Source organism: Arthrobacter sp. RIT-PI-e, assembly GCF_001187915.1.
Classification (GTDB): Bacteria; Actinomycetota; Actinomycetes; order Actinomycetales; family Micrococcaceae; genus Arthrobacter_D.
On sequence record NZ_LGIU01000038.1, the window covers coordinates 20,845 to 37,264 of the forward strand.

General features: G+C 67.4%; 12 protein-coding genes. All 12 read right to left on the reverse strand.

Annotated elements, in window-relative coordinates; genetic code table 11:
• Nucleotides 1–21: 21 nt before the first annotated feature.
• Nucleotides 22–303, reverse strand: coding sequence for a 30S ribosomal protein S19 (rpsS, locus tag AC792_RS03385; RefSeq protein ID WP_049829179.1), 282 nt, complete (start codon nt 301–303; stop codon nt 22–24).
• A gap of 12 nt (nt 304–315) precedes the next feature.
• The gene (gene rplB, locus AC792_RS03390) at nt 316–1,155 is read right to left on the reverse strand and encodes a 50S ribosomal protein L2 (RefSeq protein WP_049829180.1); all 840 of its coding nucleotides are present in this window, start codon (nt 1,153–1,155) and stop codon (nt 316–318) included.
• A gap of 31 nt (nt 1,156–1,186) precedes the next feature.
• On the reverse strand, nt 1,187–1,492 hold the full coding sequence (rplW, locus tag AC792_RS03395; protein WP_049829181.1) for a 50S ribosomal protein L23: 306 nt from the start codon (nt 1,490–1,492) through the stop codon (nt 1,187–1,189).
• A complete protein-coding gene (rplD, locus tag AC792_RS03400) occupies nt 1,489–2,112 on the reverse strand; it encodes a 50S ribosomal protein L4 (protein WP_049829182.1) in 624 nt (207 codons plus the stop codon). The genes rplW and rplD overlap by 4 nt, the downstream gene beginning before the upstream one ends.
• A gap of 4 nt (nt 2,113–2,116) precedes the next feature.
• Nucleotides 2,117–2,773, reverse strand: a complete 657-nt coding sequence (gene rplC / locus AC792_RS03405) for a 50S ribosomal protein L3 (protein ID WP_049829183.1) — start codon at nt 2,771–2,773, stop codon at nt 2,117–2,119.
• Nucleotides 2,774–2,789: 16 nt separating this feature from the next.
• Nucleotides 2,790–3,098, reverse strand: coding sequence for a 30S ribosomal protein S10 (gene rpsJ, locus AC792_RS03410; RefSeq protein ID WP_026531952.1), 309 nt, complete (start codon nt 3,096–3,098; stop codon nt 2,790–2,792).
• Nucleotides 3,099–3,530: 432 nt separating this feature from the next.
• Nucleotides 3,531–7,340, reverse strand: coding sequence for a hypothetical protein (locus AC792_RS03415; protein WP_152915998.1), 3,810 nt, complete (start codon nt 7,338–7,340; stop codon nt 3,531–3,533).
• A gap of 121 nt (nt 7,341–7,461) precedes the next feature.
• Nucleotides 7,462–8,652 (reverse strand): elongation factor Tu, encoded by a 1,191-nt coding sequence (tuf, locus tag AC792_RS03420; RefSeq protein ID WP_049829185.1) that lies wholly within the window; start codon nt 8,650–8,652, stop codon nt 7,462–7,464.
• Between the two features lie 209 nt (nt 8,653–8,861).
• On the reverse strand, nt 8,862–10,976 hold the full coding sequence (gene fusA, locus AC792_RS03425; RefSeq protein WP_049829186.1) for an elongation factor G: 2,115 nt from the start codon (nt 10,974–10,976) through the stop codon (nt 8,862–8,864).
• An 87-nt stretch (nt 10,977–11,063) separates the two neighbouring features.
• The gene (gene rpsG / locus AC792_RS03430) at nt 11,064–11,534 is read right to left on the reverse strand and encodes a 30S ribosomal protein S7 (protein WP_043440595.1); all 471 of its coding nucleotides are present in this window, start codon (nt 11,532–11,534) and stop codon (nt 11,064–11,066) included.
• Between the two features lies 1 nt (nt 11,535).
• Nucleotides 11,536–11,910: a 30S ribosomal protein S12 gene (rpsL, locus tag AC792_RS03435; protein WP_049829187.1), complete on the reverse strand. Its 375-nt coding sequence runs from the start codon at nt 11,908–11,910 to the stop codon at nt 11,536–11,538.
• A 436-nt stretch (nt 11,911–12,346) separates the two neighbouring features.
• Entirely contained in the window at nt 12,347–16,240 is a 3,894-nt protein-coding gene (locus AC792_RS03440) for a DNA-directed RNA polymerase subunit beta' (protein WP_049829188.1), read from the reverse strand.
• Nucleotides 16,241–16,420 lie beyond the last annotated feature (180 nt).

Consider the following 16,420-nt stretch of genomic DNA (forward strand, 5'->3'; position numbering starts at 1 on the left):
TCTTAGCCGTAAGAGCAGCGCCTAGCGGCGCTTGCCCTTGCGGTCGTCCTTAACATGGCCGCGGAAGGTCCGCGTCAGAGCGAACTCGCCGAGCTTGTGCCCGACCATCGACTCGGTGACGAACACCGGGATGTGCTTGCGTCCGTCGTGCACCGCGATCGTGTGACCGAGCATGTCGGGCACGATCATGGAGCGGCGTGACCAGGTCTTGATGACGTTCTTCGTACCCGATTCGTTCTCGCGAGTCACCTTCACATAGAGGTGCTGGTCGACGAAGGGGCCTTTCTTCAGGCTGCGTGGCATGTCTCCAGGCTCCTATCGCTTGTTCTTGCCGGAACGACGGCGACGCACGATGAGTGAGTCGCTCTCTTTGTTGGGGCGGCGCGTACGGCCCTCGGGCTTACCGTTCGGGTTGACCGGGTGACGTCCACCGGAGGTCTTGCCCTCACCACCACCGTGCGGGTGGTCCACCGGGTTCATGGCCACACCACGGACGGTCGGGCGGATGCCCTTCCAGCGGTTGCGGCCGGCCTTGCCCCAGTTGATGTTCGACTGCTCGGCGTTGCCGACCTCGCCGATCGTCGCGCGGCAGCGGACGTCCACGTTCCGGATCTCGCCGGAGGGCAGCCGCAGCTGGGCGAACCGGCCCTCCTTGGCGACGAGCTGCACCGATGCACCGGCGGAACGCGCCATCTTGGCGCCGCCACCGGGACGGAGCTCGACGGCATGGATGACGGTACCCACGGGGATGTTGCGCAGCGGCAGGTTGTTGCCCGGCTTGATGTCGGCACCGGCACCGGCCTCGACGAAGTCGCCCTGCTTGAGCTTGTTCGGCGCGACGATGTAGCGCTTCGTGCCGTCCACGTAGTGCAGCAGCGCGATGCGCGCGGTGCGGTTCGGGTCGTACTCGATCTCGGCCACGCGGGCGTCGACGCCGTCCTTGTCGTGACGACGGAAGTCGATCAGACGGTACTGGCGCTTGTGTCCACCACCCTTGTGGCGCGTGGTGATCTTACCGGTGTTGTTGCGTCCGCCCTTCTTGGGCAGGGGACGCACCAGGGACTTCTCCGGCGTCGACCGGGTGATTTCTGCGAAGTCGGCGACGCTCGAGCCACGGCGGCCCGGCGTTGTCGGCTTGTATTTACGGATTCCCATAACTCAATTCCTCGTTAAAGTGGTCTCCGCCCTAGGAGAGCGGACCGCCGAAGATGTCGATCGAGCCCTCTTTGAGGGACACGATGGCACGCTTGGTGCCCTTGCGCTGACCCCAGCCGAACTTGGTGCGCTTGCGCTTACCGACCCGGTTGATGGTGTTGATGGAGTCGACCTTCACGGAGAAGATCTTCTCGACCGCCAGCTTGATCTCTTCCTTGTTCGACCGAGGGTCGACCAGGAAGGTGTACTTGCCCTCGTCGATCAGGCCGTAGCTCTTCTCCGACACGACGGGTGCGATGACGACGTCGCGCGGATCCTTTGCGATGCTGCCGCTCACTTGGCATCCTCCTCGGAGATGACGTCGACCGAACCCACGAACTGGTCGTAGGCGGCCTTGGTGAAGATCACGTCGTCGGAGACCAGCACGTCGTACGTGTTGAGCTGGTCCACATAGAGGACGTGTACCGCGGGGACGTTGCGCACGGAGAGCGCGGCGACGTCGTTGGCGCGCTCGATCACCACGAGCAGGCGGGGCCGCTCGGAGATCGCGCGCAGGGTCTCGATGGCACCCTTGGTGGACGGCTTGTCGCCGGTCACCAGGGACTCGAGGACGTGGATGCGGCCGTTGCGGGCCCGGTCGGAGAGGGCTCCGCGCAGGGCGGCGGCCTTCATCTTCTTGGGGGTGCGCTGGCTGTAGTCACGCGGGGTGGGTCCGTGGACCACGCCACCACCGGTCATGTGGGGAGCGCGGATCGAGCCCTGGCGGGCGCGACCGGTTCCCTTCTGCTTGAACGGCTTGCGGCCTGCGCCACTGACCTCGGCGCGGGTCTTCGTCTTGTGCGTACCCTGGCGGGCGGCAGCGAGCTGGGCGACGACGACCTGGTGCAGCAGCGGCACGTTGGTCTGTGCGTCGAAGATCTCCGCGGGGAGATCTACCTGTACTGGATTGGCAGCCATGTGGCTATGCTCCCTTCACGGCGGTGCGTACGAGGACGACCTGGCCGCGGGCGCCGGGAACGGCGCCCTTGATCAGCAGCAGCGACTTCTCGGCGTCGACGGCGTGGACCCGGAGGTTCAGCGTGGTCTGACGGACGGCGCCCATACGGCCCGCCATCTTCATTCCACGGAAGACGCGGCTGGGGGTGGATGCTCCACCGATGGAACCGGGCTTGCGGTGGTTCTTGTGCGCACCGTGCGAGGCACCCACGCCGTGGAACCCGTGGCGCTTCATGACACCGGCGAAGCCCTTGCCCTTGGTGGTGCCGATGACGTCGACCGTCTGACCGGCCTCGAACATCTCGACGGAGAGCTCCTGACCGAGCGAGTAGGACTCGGCGTCGGAGGTGCGCAGCTCGACGACGTGACGGCGGGGCGTGACGCCTGCCTTCTCGAAATGCCCGGCGAGCGGCTTGGTGACCTTGCGGGGGTCGATCTGACCGAAGCCGATCTGCACGGCGGTGTAGCCGTCCTTCTCGGCCTCGAGGAGCTGGGTGACGACGTTGGAGTCGGCCTGCACCACGGTGACCGGGATCAGGATGTTGTTCTCGTCCCAGACCTGGGTCATGCCGAGCTTGATGCCCAGCAGGCCCTTGACCTGGCGTGTAAGTGAAGTAGACATGTGTATCCGCTCTCCCCTACAGCTTGATCTCGATGTTCACGTCCGCCGGCAGATCGAGACGCATCAGCGAATCGACGGCCTTGGGCGTGGGGTCAATGATGTCGATCAGACGCTTGTGAGTCCGCATTTCGAAGTGCTCACGGCTGTCCTTGTACTTGTGCGGGGACCGGATGACAACGAAAACGTTCTTCTCCGTGGGCAGGGGCACGGGGCCCACTACCGTTGCGCCTGCGCGCGTCACCGTCTCAACGATCTTCCGTGCTGACACGTCGATGACCTCGTGGTCGTACGACTTCAGCCGGATGCGGATTTTTTGTCCCGCCATGGCGTCTCGACTCTCTCTCTACACAACTGCCGGGGCAGTCTGGGTACGTACGTGCATGTGCTGCGTCCGTTGTACGACGCTCCCTCGACAGGCTGAATCCGGACGGATCCGGGTTCCTCACCCTGTGAGGGCTCCGACCCCCGCGCTCGGGCGTGTCGCGCTTTGTGGTGAAAACCACTACCGAGATACACACACGATCCACTGTTCCGGACGAGCCGGACGGGGTGGGTTCTGTTTTCTGGGCCGACCTCGCGATGGACCCGATCCCTGCATCAGGCATTATCCTGACCGGGATGGGACCGCTGATCGCGCGCATCAGCACTTGAACAACTTCTCCAGTGTGGCAGATCGCCGGGTCGAATGCGAACCGGCCTCGGGACGTACGCCGTGACATCGGCCACGGGGAACACCGGGGCGTGGACCGGCAGGCGGTCAGGACGCCGGTCCGCGCGTCTGGCCGTTGAGCTTCCACACGGCGAACGCGAGCAATGCCAGCGCGGCGACGGTGAGCAGGAGGAACGTGTACCCGCGCAGGAACCACACCAGGGCCAGGACGATGCCGACGGCACCCCAGGCGCTGAAGAGCCTGCGGGACAGCGCGACCCCGGCGGCCAGCAGCAGCACGTGCCCGCACAGGGACCACACCTGTGCACCCGCGCTCCCGCCGACGACGGTCAGCAGGCCGGTGCACGAGAGCACGGTCCCCGACGCGGCCAGCCGGACGGACCCGCGCCCGGCGGCACCGCGCAGGAAGGAGGATGCCGCGAGGACCGCGAACGCCACCGCCCACCACTGGGCCGCCCAGAAGAGACCGATGCCGTCCGAGACCACCCAGGTGATGCGCTGCACCGCGGCCACCAGCACGAGGAACACCGCTTCGGCCGCAGCCGGCCGAACGGCCGCGGGGACCTCGCGCAGGGCGAGGAGCGCCACCGTTCCCAGGACCACCGAGCCGGCCACGGCCTCCTGATCGGGGACCATGGCGGTCAGGGCCGCCGCTGCGGCCCACGAGAGCGCCGCCGTCCCGAGGATCCGGTGGCGTAGTTCGTGCCGATCGCCCGCGGGCAGGAGCTGCCGGGCGAGGTACAGGAGAACGGCGGCGAGCACGGCGCCGAGGAGCAGGCGCAGCACCGCCGATCCCGGCGGACCTCCCGCCCCCCGGGTGACCTCCTCCACGAAGGCCGCGGACAGGACGACGACCGCGAGTGCTGCTGCTGCATCGAGCCAGGCGATCGCCTCGCGCCGCGAGAGGGCGAAGCCGGCACCGGCGACCGCCGCCGTGACGAGGACTCGATCCCACCCGCCGTCCGGGAACGCGAGGATGCATGCCTCGAGGGCGAAGAGCGCGGCACCTCCGTGGATCGGCGGTCCGTGCCGTTCGCCGGCAGGGCGGAGGCGGAGGGCCACCAGGACGAGCAGGCAGGCCGCCGCCACCAGCGCTCCGCCTTCCGGCGCCAGCGGCGCGCGGACCAGCCATCCCGCCGGCGCGGTGTCCACCGCTCCCGAGAGGACGGCGATCACGGCAGCGAGGGCGTACAGGGCGGGATAGGCGGCGGAGTCCCTGCGCTGCACCGCGAACAGGACCACGGAGACGACGAGGAGGAGTGCCAGGTGGGCGACGATCACCCCGAGCCGGACCGTCGGGCCTGCCAGCACGCCGTACACCAGGGGCAGCGCAGCGAGCACCGCGGTACTCAGCCAGACCGACGACGACTGCAGGCCGAGATCGCGGAGGCGCCTGCGCAGGATCACACGGACGATCTCCTGCAGTGCGATCCCTCCGGCGACGACGGTCAGCACCTGGTGCACGTCCGGGTCCAGGTCCGCGGAGACGAGTGCGGGGAGGACGGTGAAGGCGATCTGCGCGGTGAGCAGGTATCCGCCGCGCCGCCGGTGATCGATGGAGCGGCGCGCCGTGAGCCCGGCATGCAGGACGACGGCGATCAGCAGGACCTCGTACGAGCGGTACCCGGAGCCTGCCACGGCACAGGCGAGAGCCGCGGCGAGCAATGAGACGGGGGCGATCCCCCCGACGTCCCGGGCGCGCAGCACCGCCGACCGGGTACCGATCCCGTACTGCCGACCGGCCGGTGGCCCGGAGCGGTCCGCGGGTCGGGCCGAGGGGTCCTCCACCTCGCCCGCCGCGCCCCCTGCTGCACTGCCAGGGATCCCGGGCGCTCCGGCAGGCGACGGTGGTCGGAGCGCCGTCCCCTCGTCCGCCAGGGGCAGCGCGAGTGTGGTCAGGACGCCCGCGGCCACGGTGCTCCAGATGGCGACCGCCGCGACCGGTCCCGCCCCGGCCGCCGTGGCGAGCACGACCGTCGCCACCAGCGACACACCGCTCGAGGCCGCGATGACCCAGGGGCTGTGGGCGGTCCCCCGCGCTCGCCGCACGCGCACCACCTCGGCCAGCTGGTTCACGACGGCCGCGAGCACGAGGGCGAGGACGGCCGGCTCCCCCAGCCGGCCACCGGTCAGCTCCGGTGCACGCAGGTGTACCAGGACCATGAGCGGTGCGAGCAGGACGCCGCCCGCCCGTGCGGCGAGGAGGAACTTCTCGCGCAGCCCACCGGTGGAGGTCCTGGCGCGCACCACCAGGAAGCCGACGATCAGCGCCACCACGAGCTCGGTGCGCCACGGGGTCTCCCCCGGCGTGGTGGTCCCGAGCAGGAGACCCGGCAGCACCGACGCCTCCGCGGCCCCCCTGAGATGCACCGCGACCCACATCCCGAGAAGCAGCACGAGGAGCACGGGGACGAGGACGTCGGGGCGGTCCCCCCACCCGGCACCGCGTGACCACCCGATCACGACGACGGCGGCCAGGGCGGTGATGGCTGTGAGGGCGAAGGTCACCAGGACGTCCCACCGGTACCGCGCTGCCCCGCGCTCCTCCGCGGCCATCTCACCGACGGGTGGAGGTCCGATGGCGGGGCTCGTGGGGGTGGAGTCGGTCCTGACGGGGTTCGTGTCGGACGCCGCCGTGCCCGGGGTGAGGAGGCGCCGCAGCGGTGCCGACAGGACCAGCGCCGCAGCCACCTGCAGGGCGAGGCCGAGGGCCGGCACCAGGGCCGCCCACGCGAACGGCAGGTCCAGCGCGGCTGCGACGAGGACGATCGCCACCACGACGACGAGACGCCCCGCGTAGAGGTGCTCGATCCTCCGCACCGGGACGAACACCAGCAGGGAGGCGTAGTAGACGCTCGCCACGACCCACAGGAGGGCGCGCTCGCCCGGTCCCAGGACGCCGCCGAGCAGGAGGGAGGCACCCAGTGCCAGCGGGGTCAGGACGCGGTGCGCGTCGAGCACGGCCCGTGTGAGGATCTCGGGCATCCATCGGGGAGCAGGATGGGCCAGGACCGCGAGCAGCGCGGCCACACCGACGGAGCAGGTGAAGTACCAGATCAGTGCGCCGCCGATCAGCGACACCGAGGACAGCGCGATGGACAGGAAGAACGGGAGGCTGAGGTACGCGACCACCCGGCTCTGCAGGCGCACGGCGGCGAGGAGGTAGGCCACCGTGCCGAGCACCGCCGTGCCGAACCAGGCCGACGGGCCCTCACCGGTCAGGACCCCGAACAGGAGGCCCGCCACCGGCAGCAGGGCGAGACCCGTGCCGGTGAAGGCGACGGCCGCCGGACGCAGCCGTGGCAGTCGGGAATGGAGGACCAGGCCACCGAGGTAGAACACCGCAACGACGGCACAGATCGTGACCGCCCGTGCAGGGCCGGGAACCGCCGCCCCGATGAACAGACCGGCCGCGGCCACGAGCAGGAGGCTCGCGGAGTAGAGGGCGATGTTGATGCTCCGAAGGTCTCGTGCGGCCTTCGTGGCGGCCTGCTCGGCGGGCGACGGCGCGGGGCCACCCTCCCCTGCCACTGCCGGCGGTGCAGGACGACCGGCCGGCGCCGGAGCACCGTCGTCCGCTGACGACGTCGGGAATCCACCGGTAGAGGAGGGCGGGAGCACGGCGCTCGGTGGGTGGCCCGACTGCACGGAGCCGCTCCCCACGTCCCGCGCACCCGGTACCGCCTGCAGCTCCCGCGCCTGGAGGCCGGCCCTGTACCCGGCGTCGTACCCCTCCTCGTACACGGCGGCCGGAGGAGGGACGTCCCGTGGCCGGCTCGACGAGCGTCGGACGCTGCGTGCCCCGAGGAACCATCCGATGCCGGTGAACGCGCCCAGCACCGCCAGGACGAACAGCAGTACCACGCCCATCGCACTCCCCCGGGTCGGGCGCATCATCCGCGCACCTTCCGGCCAGTGTAGGGGTTCGTGCGTCCGTGGACACGGAAGAGCCCCCGCTGTGGACAGCGGGGGCTCTCTCGGGTGTCACCGGTTCACACCGGCGACGGGTGGAGCAGGGTTACTTCAGGATCTTCGTGACACGTCCCGAACCGACGGTGCGGCCGCCTTCGCGGATCGCGAAGCCGAGGCCGTCCTCCATGGCGATGGGCTGGATCAGCTCGACGCTCATCTCGGTGTTGTCGCCGGGCATGACCATCTCGGTGCCCTCGGGGAGGGTGATGACGCCGGTCACGTCCGTGGTGCGGAAGTAGAACTGCGGGCGGTAGTTCGAGTAGAACGGGTTGTGACGCCCGCCCTCGTCCTTGGCCAGGATGTAGACGTTGGCCTCGAAGTCGGTGTGCGGGGTGATGGAACCCGGCTTCACGATGACCTGGCCGCGCTCCACGTCCTCACGCTTGATACCGCGCAGCAGCAGACCACAGTTCTCGCCGGCCCATGCCTCGTCGAGCTGCTTGTGGAACATCTCGATACCGGTGACCGTGGTCTTCTGGACCGGACGGATACCGACGATCTCGACCTCGGAGTTGATGGCGAGGGTTCCACGCTCGGCGCGGCCGGTGACGACCGTTCCACGACCCGTGATGGTGAAGACGTCCTCGACGGGCATGAGGAACGGCTTGTCCTTGTCGCGGATGGGGTCCGGGACGTTCTCGTCCACTGCCTCCATGAGGTCCTCGACGGACTTGACCCACTCGGCGTCGCCCTCCAGGGCCTTGAGGCCGGAGACGCGCACCACGGGGGCGTCGTCGCCGTCGAAGCCCTGCGAGCTGAGGAGCTCACGCACCTCCATCTCGACGAGGTCGAGGAGTTCCTCGTCGTCGACCATGTCCGACTTGTTCAGCGCGACCAGCAGGTAGGGGACGCCGACCTGGCGGGCGAGCAGAACGTGCTCACGGGTCTGGGCCATCGGGCCGTCGGTCGCCGCGACCACCAGGATGGCGCCGTCCATCTGCGCCGCACCGGTGATCATGTTCTTGATGTAGTCGGCGTGGCCGGGGGCGTCGACGTGTGCGTAGTGACGCTTCTCGGTCTGGTACTCGACGTGCGAGATGTTGATCGTGATACCGCGCTGCTTCTCCTCGGGAGCCGAGTCGATCGACGCGAAGTCACGCTGCTCGTTGAGAGTGGGGTACTTGTCGTATAGCACCTTGGAAATGGCAGCCGTCAACGTGGTCTTACCATGGTCGACGTGACCGATGGTGCCGATGTTAACGTGCGGCTTAGTCCGCTCGAACTTTGCCTTCGCCACGGGTTCCTCCTAGAACGTTTTGAGAAGAATTGCTTCCCAGCCACGCTGTTCGCGGCTGAAACTCATGCAAGTCTACTGGGGGCTTTTGGTTTTGATGAAATTGCTGTTCGCCGCGGACCGGGTGGGTCCGCGGCCGGGGAACGGGCCGGTGGGTCTCGACGACCCACCGGCCCGTTCCAGGGGTCCCCGTTCCCGGGAACCTCCGGGATCTACTCCCCGCGGGTCTTCTGGATGATCTCGTCGGCCACTGCCTTCGGGACCTCGGAGTAGCTGTCGAACTGCATCGAGTACACCGCGCGGCCCTGGGTCTTGGACCGCAGGTCGCCGATGTAACCGAACATGCCGGAGAGCGGCACGTGGGCCCGGATGACCTTCACGCCGCTGGCATCCTCCATCGACTGCATCTGGCCACGACGCGAGTTCAGGTCACCGATCACTTCACCCATGTACTCCTCGGGCGTACGCACCTCGACGTCCATGAGCGGCTCGAGCAGCACCGGCTGCGCCATGCGCGCGGCCTCCTTGAACGCCATGCGACCGGCGATCTTGAACGCCATCTCCGACGAGTCGACGTCGTGGTAGGCACCGTCGAGCAGGGTTGCCTTGATGCCCACCACAGGGTAGCCGGCCAGCACGCCGTCGTTGAGGGCGTCCTGGATCCCGGCGTCCACCGAGGGGATGTACTCGCGGGGCACGCGGCCGCCGGTGACCTTGTTGTCGAAGGCGTAGAGCTCGCCCTCGGACGTGTCCAGGGGTTCGATCGCGATCTGGATCTTCGCGAACTGACCGGATCCACCGGTCTGCTTCTTGTGGGTGTAGTCGTGCTTGGCGACCGTGCGCTTGATTGTCTCGCGGTACGCGACCTGGGGCTTACCCACGTTCGCCTCGACCTTGAACTCGCGGCGCATGCGGTCCACCAGGATGTCGAGGTGGAGCTCGCCCATACCGGCGATGATCGTCTGTCCGGTGTCCTCGTTGAGGGAGACCTGGAAGGTGGGGTCCTCGGCCGAGAGCTTCTGGATGGCGGTGGAGAGCTTCTCCTGGTCACCCTTGGTCTTCGGTTCGATGGCCACCGAGATCACGGGCTCCGGGAAGCTCATGGACTCGAGCACGATCTGGTTCGCCGAGTCGGACAGGGTGTCACCGGTGGTGGTGTCCTTCAGGCCGATGGCCGCGTAGATGTGACCCGCGAGGGCCTCCTCGACGGGGATCTCCTTGTTGGCGTGCATCTGGAAGAGCTTCCCGATGCGCTCCTTCTTGGTCTTCGTCGAGTTGGTCACCTGCGTACCCGCGGAGATCTGTCCGGAGTACACGCGGATGAAGGTCAGCTGACCGAAGAACGGGTGCGTGGCCACCTTGAAGGCCAGGGCGGAGAAGGGCTCCTCCGTGCTGGGCTTGCGGGTCAGCTCCGTCTCCTCGTTGCGGGGATCGTGACCGATCATCGCGGGGACGTTCAGCGGGGAGGGCAGGTAGTCGATGACGGCGTCGAGCATCGGCTGCACACCACGGTTCTTGAACGCAGAACCGCAGAGCACCGGGTAGAGCTCGGAGTTGATCGTCATCTTGCGGATGCCGGCCTTCAGCTCCTCGATGGTGATCTCCTCGCCCTCGAGGTACTTGTTCATGAGCTCGTCGGAGGACTCCGCGACGGTCTCGACGAGCGTCGCACGGTACTCCTCGGCACGCTCCCTGAGATCGGCGGGGATCTCCTGGATCTCGTACTTGGCACCCATGGTCACGTCACCCTTGGAGTCACCGGGCCACACGAGAGCGCGCATGTAGAGCAGGTCGACGACGCCGATGAAGTCGTTCTCGGCACCGATGGGCAGCTGCAGCACGAGCGGCTTGGCACCGAGGCGGCTGATGATGGTGTCTACGGTGAAGTAGAAGTCCGCGCCCAGCTTGTCCATCTTGTTGACGAAGCAGATGCGGGGCACCTCGTACTTGTCCGCCTGGCGCCAGACGGTCTCCGACTGGGGCTCGACGCCCTCCTTGCCGTCGAACACCGCGACGGCACCGTCGAGGACGCGGAGCGAACGCTCCACCTCGACCGTGAAGTCGACGTGCCCGGGGGTGTCGATGATGTTGATCTGGTTGTTCTCCCAGAAGCAGGTCACCGCGGCAGACGTGATGGTGATGCCGCGCTCCTTCTCCTGCTCCATCCAGTCGGTGGTGGAGGCGCCGTCGTGCGTCTCACCGATCTTGTGGTTGACACCCGTGTAGAAGAGGATGCGCTCGGTAGTGGTGGTCTTGCCGGCGTCGATGTGGGCCATGATGCCGATGTTGCGGACCTTGTTGAGGTCGGTAAGCACGTCCTGTGCCACGGTGTCTCCCTTTTGACGAAGATGGAGTTCTGCTGGACCGCGGCCGGGCCGGCCCTGGTGAGGTCTCGGCCCGGCCTGCAGCTTGAGCTACCAGCGGTAGTGTGCGAAGGCCTTGTTGGACTCGGCCATCTTGTGCGTGTCCTCCCGGCGCTTCACAGCGGCACCGAGACCGTTGGAGGCGTCGAGGATCTCGTTCTGCAGGCGCTCGGTCATGGTCTTCTCACGACGAGCCTTGGAGTACCCCACGAGCCAGCGCAGCGCGAGGGCGGTGGAGCGGCCGGGCTTGACCTCGACGGGCACCTGGTACGTGGCACCACCGACGCGGCGTGAGCGGACCTCGAGGGTCGGCTTCACATTGTCCATGGCCTTCTTGAGCGCTGCCACGGGGTCTCCCCCGGACTTCGCGCGTGCACCCTCGAGTGCACCGTAGACGATGCGCTCGGCGGTGGACTTCTTGCCGTCGACGAGCACCTTGTTGATCAGCTGCGTGACCAGGGGCGAACCGTAGACGGGATCGACGACGAGCGGCCGCTTGGGAGCCGGACCCTTACGAGGCATATTACTTCTTCTCCATCTTCGCGCCGTAGCGGCTACGAGCCTGCTTGCGGTTCTTCACGCCCTGGGTGTCCAGTGCGCCGCGGACGATCTTGTAGCGGACACCGGGGAGGTCCTTCACACGGCCGCCGCGCACGAGCACGATCGAGTGCTCCTGCAGGTTGTGACCGACGCCGGGGATGTACGCGGTGACCTCGATGCCACCGTTCAGGCGGACGCGGGCCACCTTGCGCAGTGCCGAGTTCGGCTTCTTCGGGGTGGTGGTGTAGACGCGGGTGCAAACGCCGCGCTTCATGGGGCTGCCCTTGAGAGCGGGCGCCTTGGTCTTCGCGATCTTCGGTGACCGGCCCTTGCGGACCAGCTGGTTAATCGTAGGCACTTTCGTGTTCTCCGTAATGTCTGCGGATAGGTTCTCTGTCGCCCTGCTCCGCGGCGGCGGCCCGGACGGGCCGCACCATCCGGGATCGGGATGATCAGTCGTTTGTGCATCACCGTTCGGGAAACTGCCGCTGGAACGACCGTAGGCGTGCGAAAATGTGGCATTCGCTGTACAACTTACGTACAACACGGAGATACGTTTCGCAACGCCGATCCACTGCCACACAAACAATTGCTGTCAACTCTACCAGACATCGGGTGTACCTCCCGGCACGGCCCGCATCCTCACCTCCGTCCCGGCTCCGCAGGGGACGGCGGCGGGACGGCGTCAGGACAGGACAGGGCCCCGCACCAGGAGGTACGGGGCCCTGTCCTACCGGCTCCGTCGGAGCCGGGACGGTCCCGGGCGGGAATCGATCCCGCCCGGGACGGAGGTCCTAGCGGAAGTCGCTCGAACCCATGTCGTAGTCGTCCAGCGGGATCGCCTGGAAGTCGGGGCCGAGGCCACTGTCCACGCCGGCGTAGTCGAAGTCGCTGAACGCGCTGGGACCCGTGAAGAGGTTGGCCTTCGCCTCCTCGGTGGGCTCCACCGTGACCTTCGTGTAGCGGTCCAGACCGGTACCGGCCGGAATGAGCTTACCGATGATCACGTTCTCCTTCAGGCCGAGCAGCGGGTCGCTCTTGCCCTCCATGGCGGCCTGCGTGAGAACACGCGTGGTCTCCTGGAAGGAAGCGGCCGACAGCCAGGACTCCGTGGCGAGCGATGCCTTGGTGATGCCCATGAGCTCGGGACGGCCGGAGGCCGGCTTCTTGCCCTCGGACACCACGCGGCGGTTCTCGTCCTCGAAGCGACGACGCTCCGCCAGCTCGCCCGGCAGGAGATCGGACTCGCCCGACTCGATGACCGTGACGCGACGCAGCATCTGACGGACGATGACCTCCACGTGCTTGTCGTGGATGCCCACACCCTGGCTGCGGTACACGCGCTGCACCTCGTCGACCAGGAACTCCTGGGCCTTGCGGGGGCCGAGGATGCGCAGGATCTGCTTGGGATCCACCGCACCGAAGACGAGCTGCTGCCCGACCTCGACGTGATCGCCGTCGGCCACCAGGAGACGTGCACGGCGCAGCACCGGGTACGCGATCTCCTCGGAGCCGTCGTCGGGCGTGACCACCAGGCGGAGCTGCTTCTCGGCGTCCTCGATGGTGACACGGCCGGCGACCTCGGAGATCGGGGCGACACCCTTGGGGGTACGCGCCTCGAAGAGCTCCTGGATACGGGGCAGACCCTGGGTGATGTCCTCCGCGGAGGCCACACCACCGGTGTGGAAGGTACGCATGGTCAGCTGCGTGCCGGGCTCACCGATCGACTGCGCGGCGATGATGCCCACGGCCTCCCCGATGTCCACGGTCTTGCCGGTGGCGAGCGAGCGTCCGTAGCACAGTGCACACGTTCCCACGCTGGACTCGCAGGTGAGCACCGAGCGGATCTTGATGTCGGTGACACCGGCCTCGAAGAGCTCCGCGATGAGGACGTCACCGACGTCCGAACCGGCGGCGGCGAGCACCTCACCCTTGGAGTCAACGACGTCGGTGGCCAGCGTGCGTGCGTAGGCCGAGTTCTCGACCTCCTCGTGCAGCACCAGCTCCCCGTCCGGGTTCGGCACGGCAATGGTGACCTTCAGGCCACGCTCCGTGCCGCAGTCGTCCTCGCGGACGATGACGTCCTGCGAGACGTCCACCAGACGACGCGTGAGATAGCCCGAGTTCGCGGTACGCAGCGCGGTGTCGGCCAGACCCTTGCGCGCACCGTGGGTGGCGATGAAGTACTCCAGGACCGAGAGACCCTCGCGGTACGAGGACTTGATCGGACGCGGGATGATCTCGCCCTTGGGGTTGGCCACGAGGCCACGGATACCGGCGATCTGGCGGACCTGCAGCCAGTTACCACGGGCACCGGAGGACACCATGCGGTTGATGGTGTTGTCCTTCGGCATCGCGGCACGCATCGAGGCGGCGACCTCGTTGGTGGCCTTGTTCCAGATGTCGATGAGCTCCTGGCGGCGCTCCTCGTCGGCGATGAGGCCCTTGTCGAACTGCGACTGCACCTTGGCGGCCTGCGTCTCGTAGCCCTCCATGATGCCGGCCTTGTTGATCGGCGCGGAGATGTCCGAGATGGCGACGGTGACGCCCGAGCGCGTGGCCCAGTAGAAACCGGCGTCCTTCAGGTTGTCCAGCGTCGCCGCCGTGACGACCTTCGGGTAGCGCTCGGCGAGGTCGTTGACGATCGTCGAGAGCTGACCCTTGTCCGCCACCTTGTCCACCCACGGGTAGTCCAGGGGGAGGGTCTCGTTGAACAGGACCTGCCCGAGCGAGGTCTCGATCAGCGCAGGCGTCCCCGACTCCCAGCCCTCGGGAGCGGCGACGTCCGCACTCGGCACGAAGTTGTCGACGCGGATCCGGACCACCGAGTTCAGGTGCAGCTCACCGGAGTCGTGCGCCATGATGGCCTCCGACGCGCTGGTGAACACGCGACCCTCACCGGCGCTTCCCTCACGCTTGGTGGTGAGGTGGTGCAGACCGATGATCATGTCCTGCGAGGGCAGGGTGACCGGGCGGCCGTCGGACGGCTTCAGGATGTTGTTCGAGGAGAGCATCAGGATGCGCGCCTCGGCCTGGGCCTCGGGGCTCAGCGGCAGGTGCACCGCCATCTGGTCGCCGTCGAAGTCCGCGTTGAAGGCGCCGCAGACCAGCGGGTGGAGCTGGAGTGCCTTGCCCTCGACGAGCTGCGGCTCGAACGCCTGGATGCCGAGACGGTGCAGGGTGGGTGCACGGTTCAGCAGCACGGGGTGCTCGGTGATGATCTCCTCGAGCACGTCCCACACCTGGGGGCGGTAGCGCTCGACCATGCGCTTGGCGCTCTTGATGTTTTGCGCGTGGTTGAGGTCCACCAGGCGCTTCATCACGAACGGCTTGAAGAGCTCCAGGGCCATCTGCTTGGGCAGACCGCACTGGTGCAGCTTCAGCTGCGGGCCCACCACGATGACCGAACGGCCCGAGTAGTCGACACGCTTGCCGAGGAGGTTCTGGCGGAAACGACCCTGCTTGCCCTTCAGCATGTCGCTCAGCGACTTCAGGGGCCGGTTGCCGGGCCCGGTGACGGGACGGCCACGGCGGCCGTTGTCGAACAGGGAGTCCACGGCCTCCTGCAGCATGCGCTTCTCGTTGTTCACGATGATCTCGGGGGCACCGAGGTCCAGGAGGCGCTTGAGGCGGTTGTTGCGGTTGATCACGCGGCGGTACAGGTCGTTCAGGTCCGACGTCGCGAAACGTCCACCGTCCAGCTGCACCATGGGACGCAGCTCCGGCGGGATCACCGGGACGGCGTCGAGGACCATGCCCAGGGGGCTGTTGGTCGTCGTGAGGAACGCGTTGACCACCTTGAGGCGCTTGAGCGCACGGGTCTTCCGCTGGCCCTTGCCGTTCTGGATGATGTCGCGCAGCGTCTCCGCCTCGGCCGGCATGTCGAAGTTCTCGAGGCGCTTCTTGATGGCCTCGGCGCCCATCGAGCCCTCGAAGTACAGGCCGTAGCGGTCGCGGAGCTCGCGGTAGAGCCCCTCGTCACCCTCGAGGTCGGCGACCTTCAGGGTCTTGAAGCGCTCCCACACCTGCACGAGCCGCTCGATGTCGGCGTCCGCGCGCTTGCGGACGTTGGCCATCTGGCGGTCCGCCGAGTCGCGGGCCTTCTTCTTGTCCGCGGCCTTGGCGCCCTCGCCCTCGAGACGGGTGAGCTCGTCCTCGAGGTCCTTGGCGATCGCGGCGATGTCGGAGTCGCGCTGGTCCGTCATCTGCTTCTTCTCGAGGTCGTGCTCGGCCTGGAGGTTCGGCAGTTCGGCGTGGCGGTTCTCCTCGTCCACGGACGTGATCATGTACGCGGCGAAGTAGATGATCTTCTCGAGGTCCTTGGGGGCCAGGTCGAGAAGGTAGCCGAGGCGCGACGGAACGCCCTTGAAGTACCAGATGTGCGTGACGGGGGCGGCGAGCTCGATGTGCCCCATGCGCTCACGGCGCACCTTGGCACGCGTGACCTCGACGCCGCAGCGCTCGCAGATGATGCCCTTGAAGCGCACGCGCTTGTACTTGCCGCAGTAGCACTCCCAGTCGCGGGAGGGGCCGAAGATCTTCTCGCAGAAGAGTCCGTCCTTCTCGGGCTTGAGCGTGCGGTAGTTGATGGTTTCCGGCTTCTTGACCTCGCCGTAGGACCAACCACGGATTTCGTCCGCGGTGGCAAGGCCGATTCGCATGAGGCCGAAGGAGGATTCGCTGGACATAGGGTCCCTGTTCTCTCTTTGTTCTCTAAATTCTTGAAGTCTCGAGGGGTGCGGCGACGAGCCAGGTGCGCACCGGTTCGGGGAGGTGCCCGGAGGAAGGCGGCTTTAATATTTCAAGGCCGCCCGCGGCCGCAAGAAATTTCGTTGCCGCCGTTCCGGGCACCGGACCGAACCAGTACG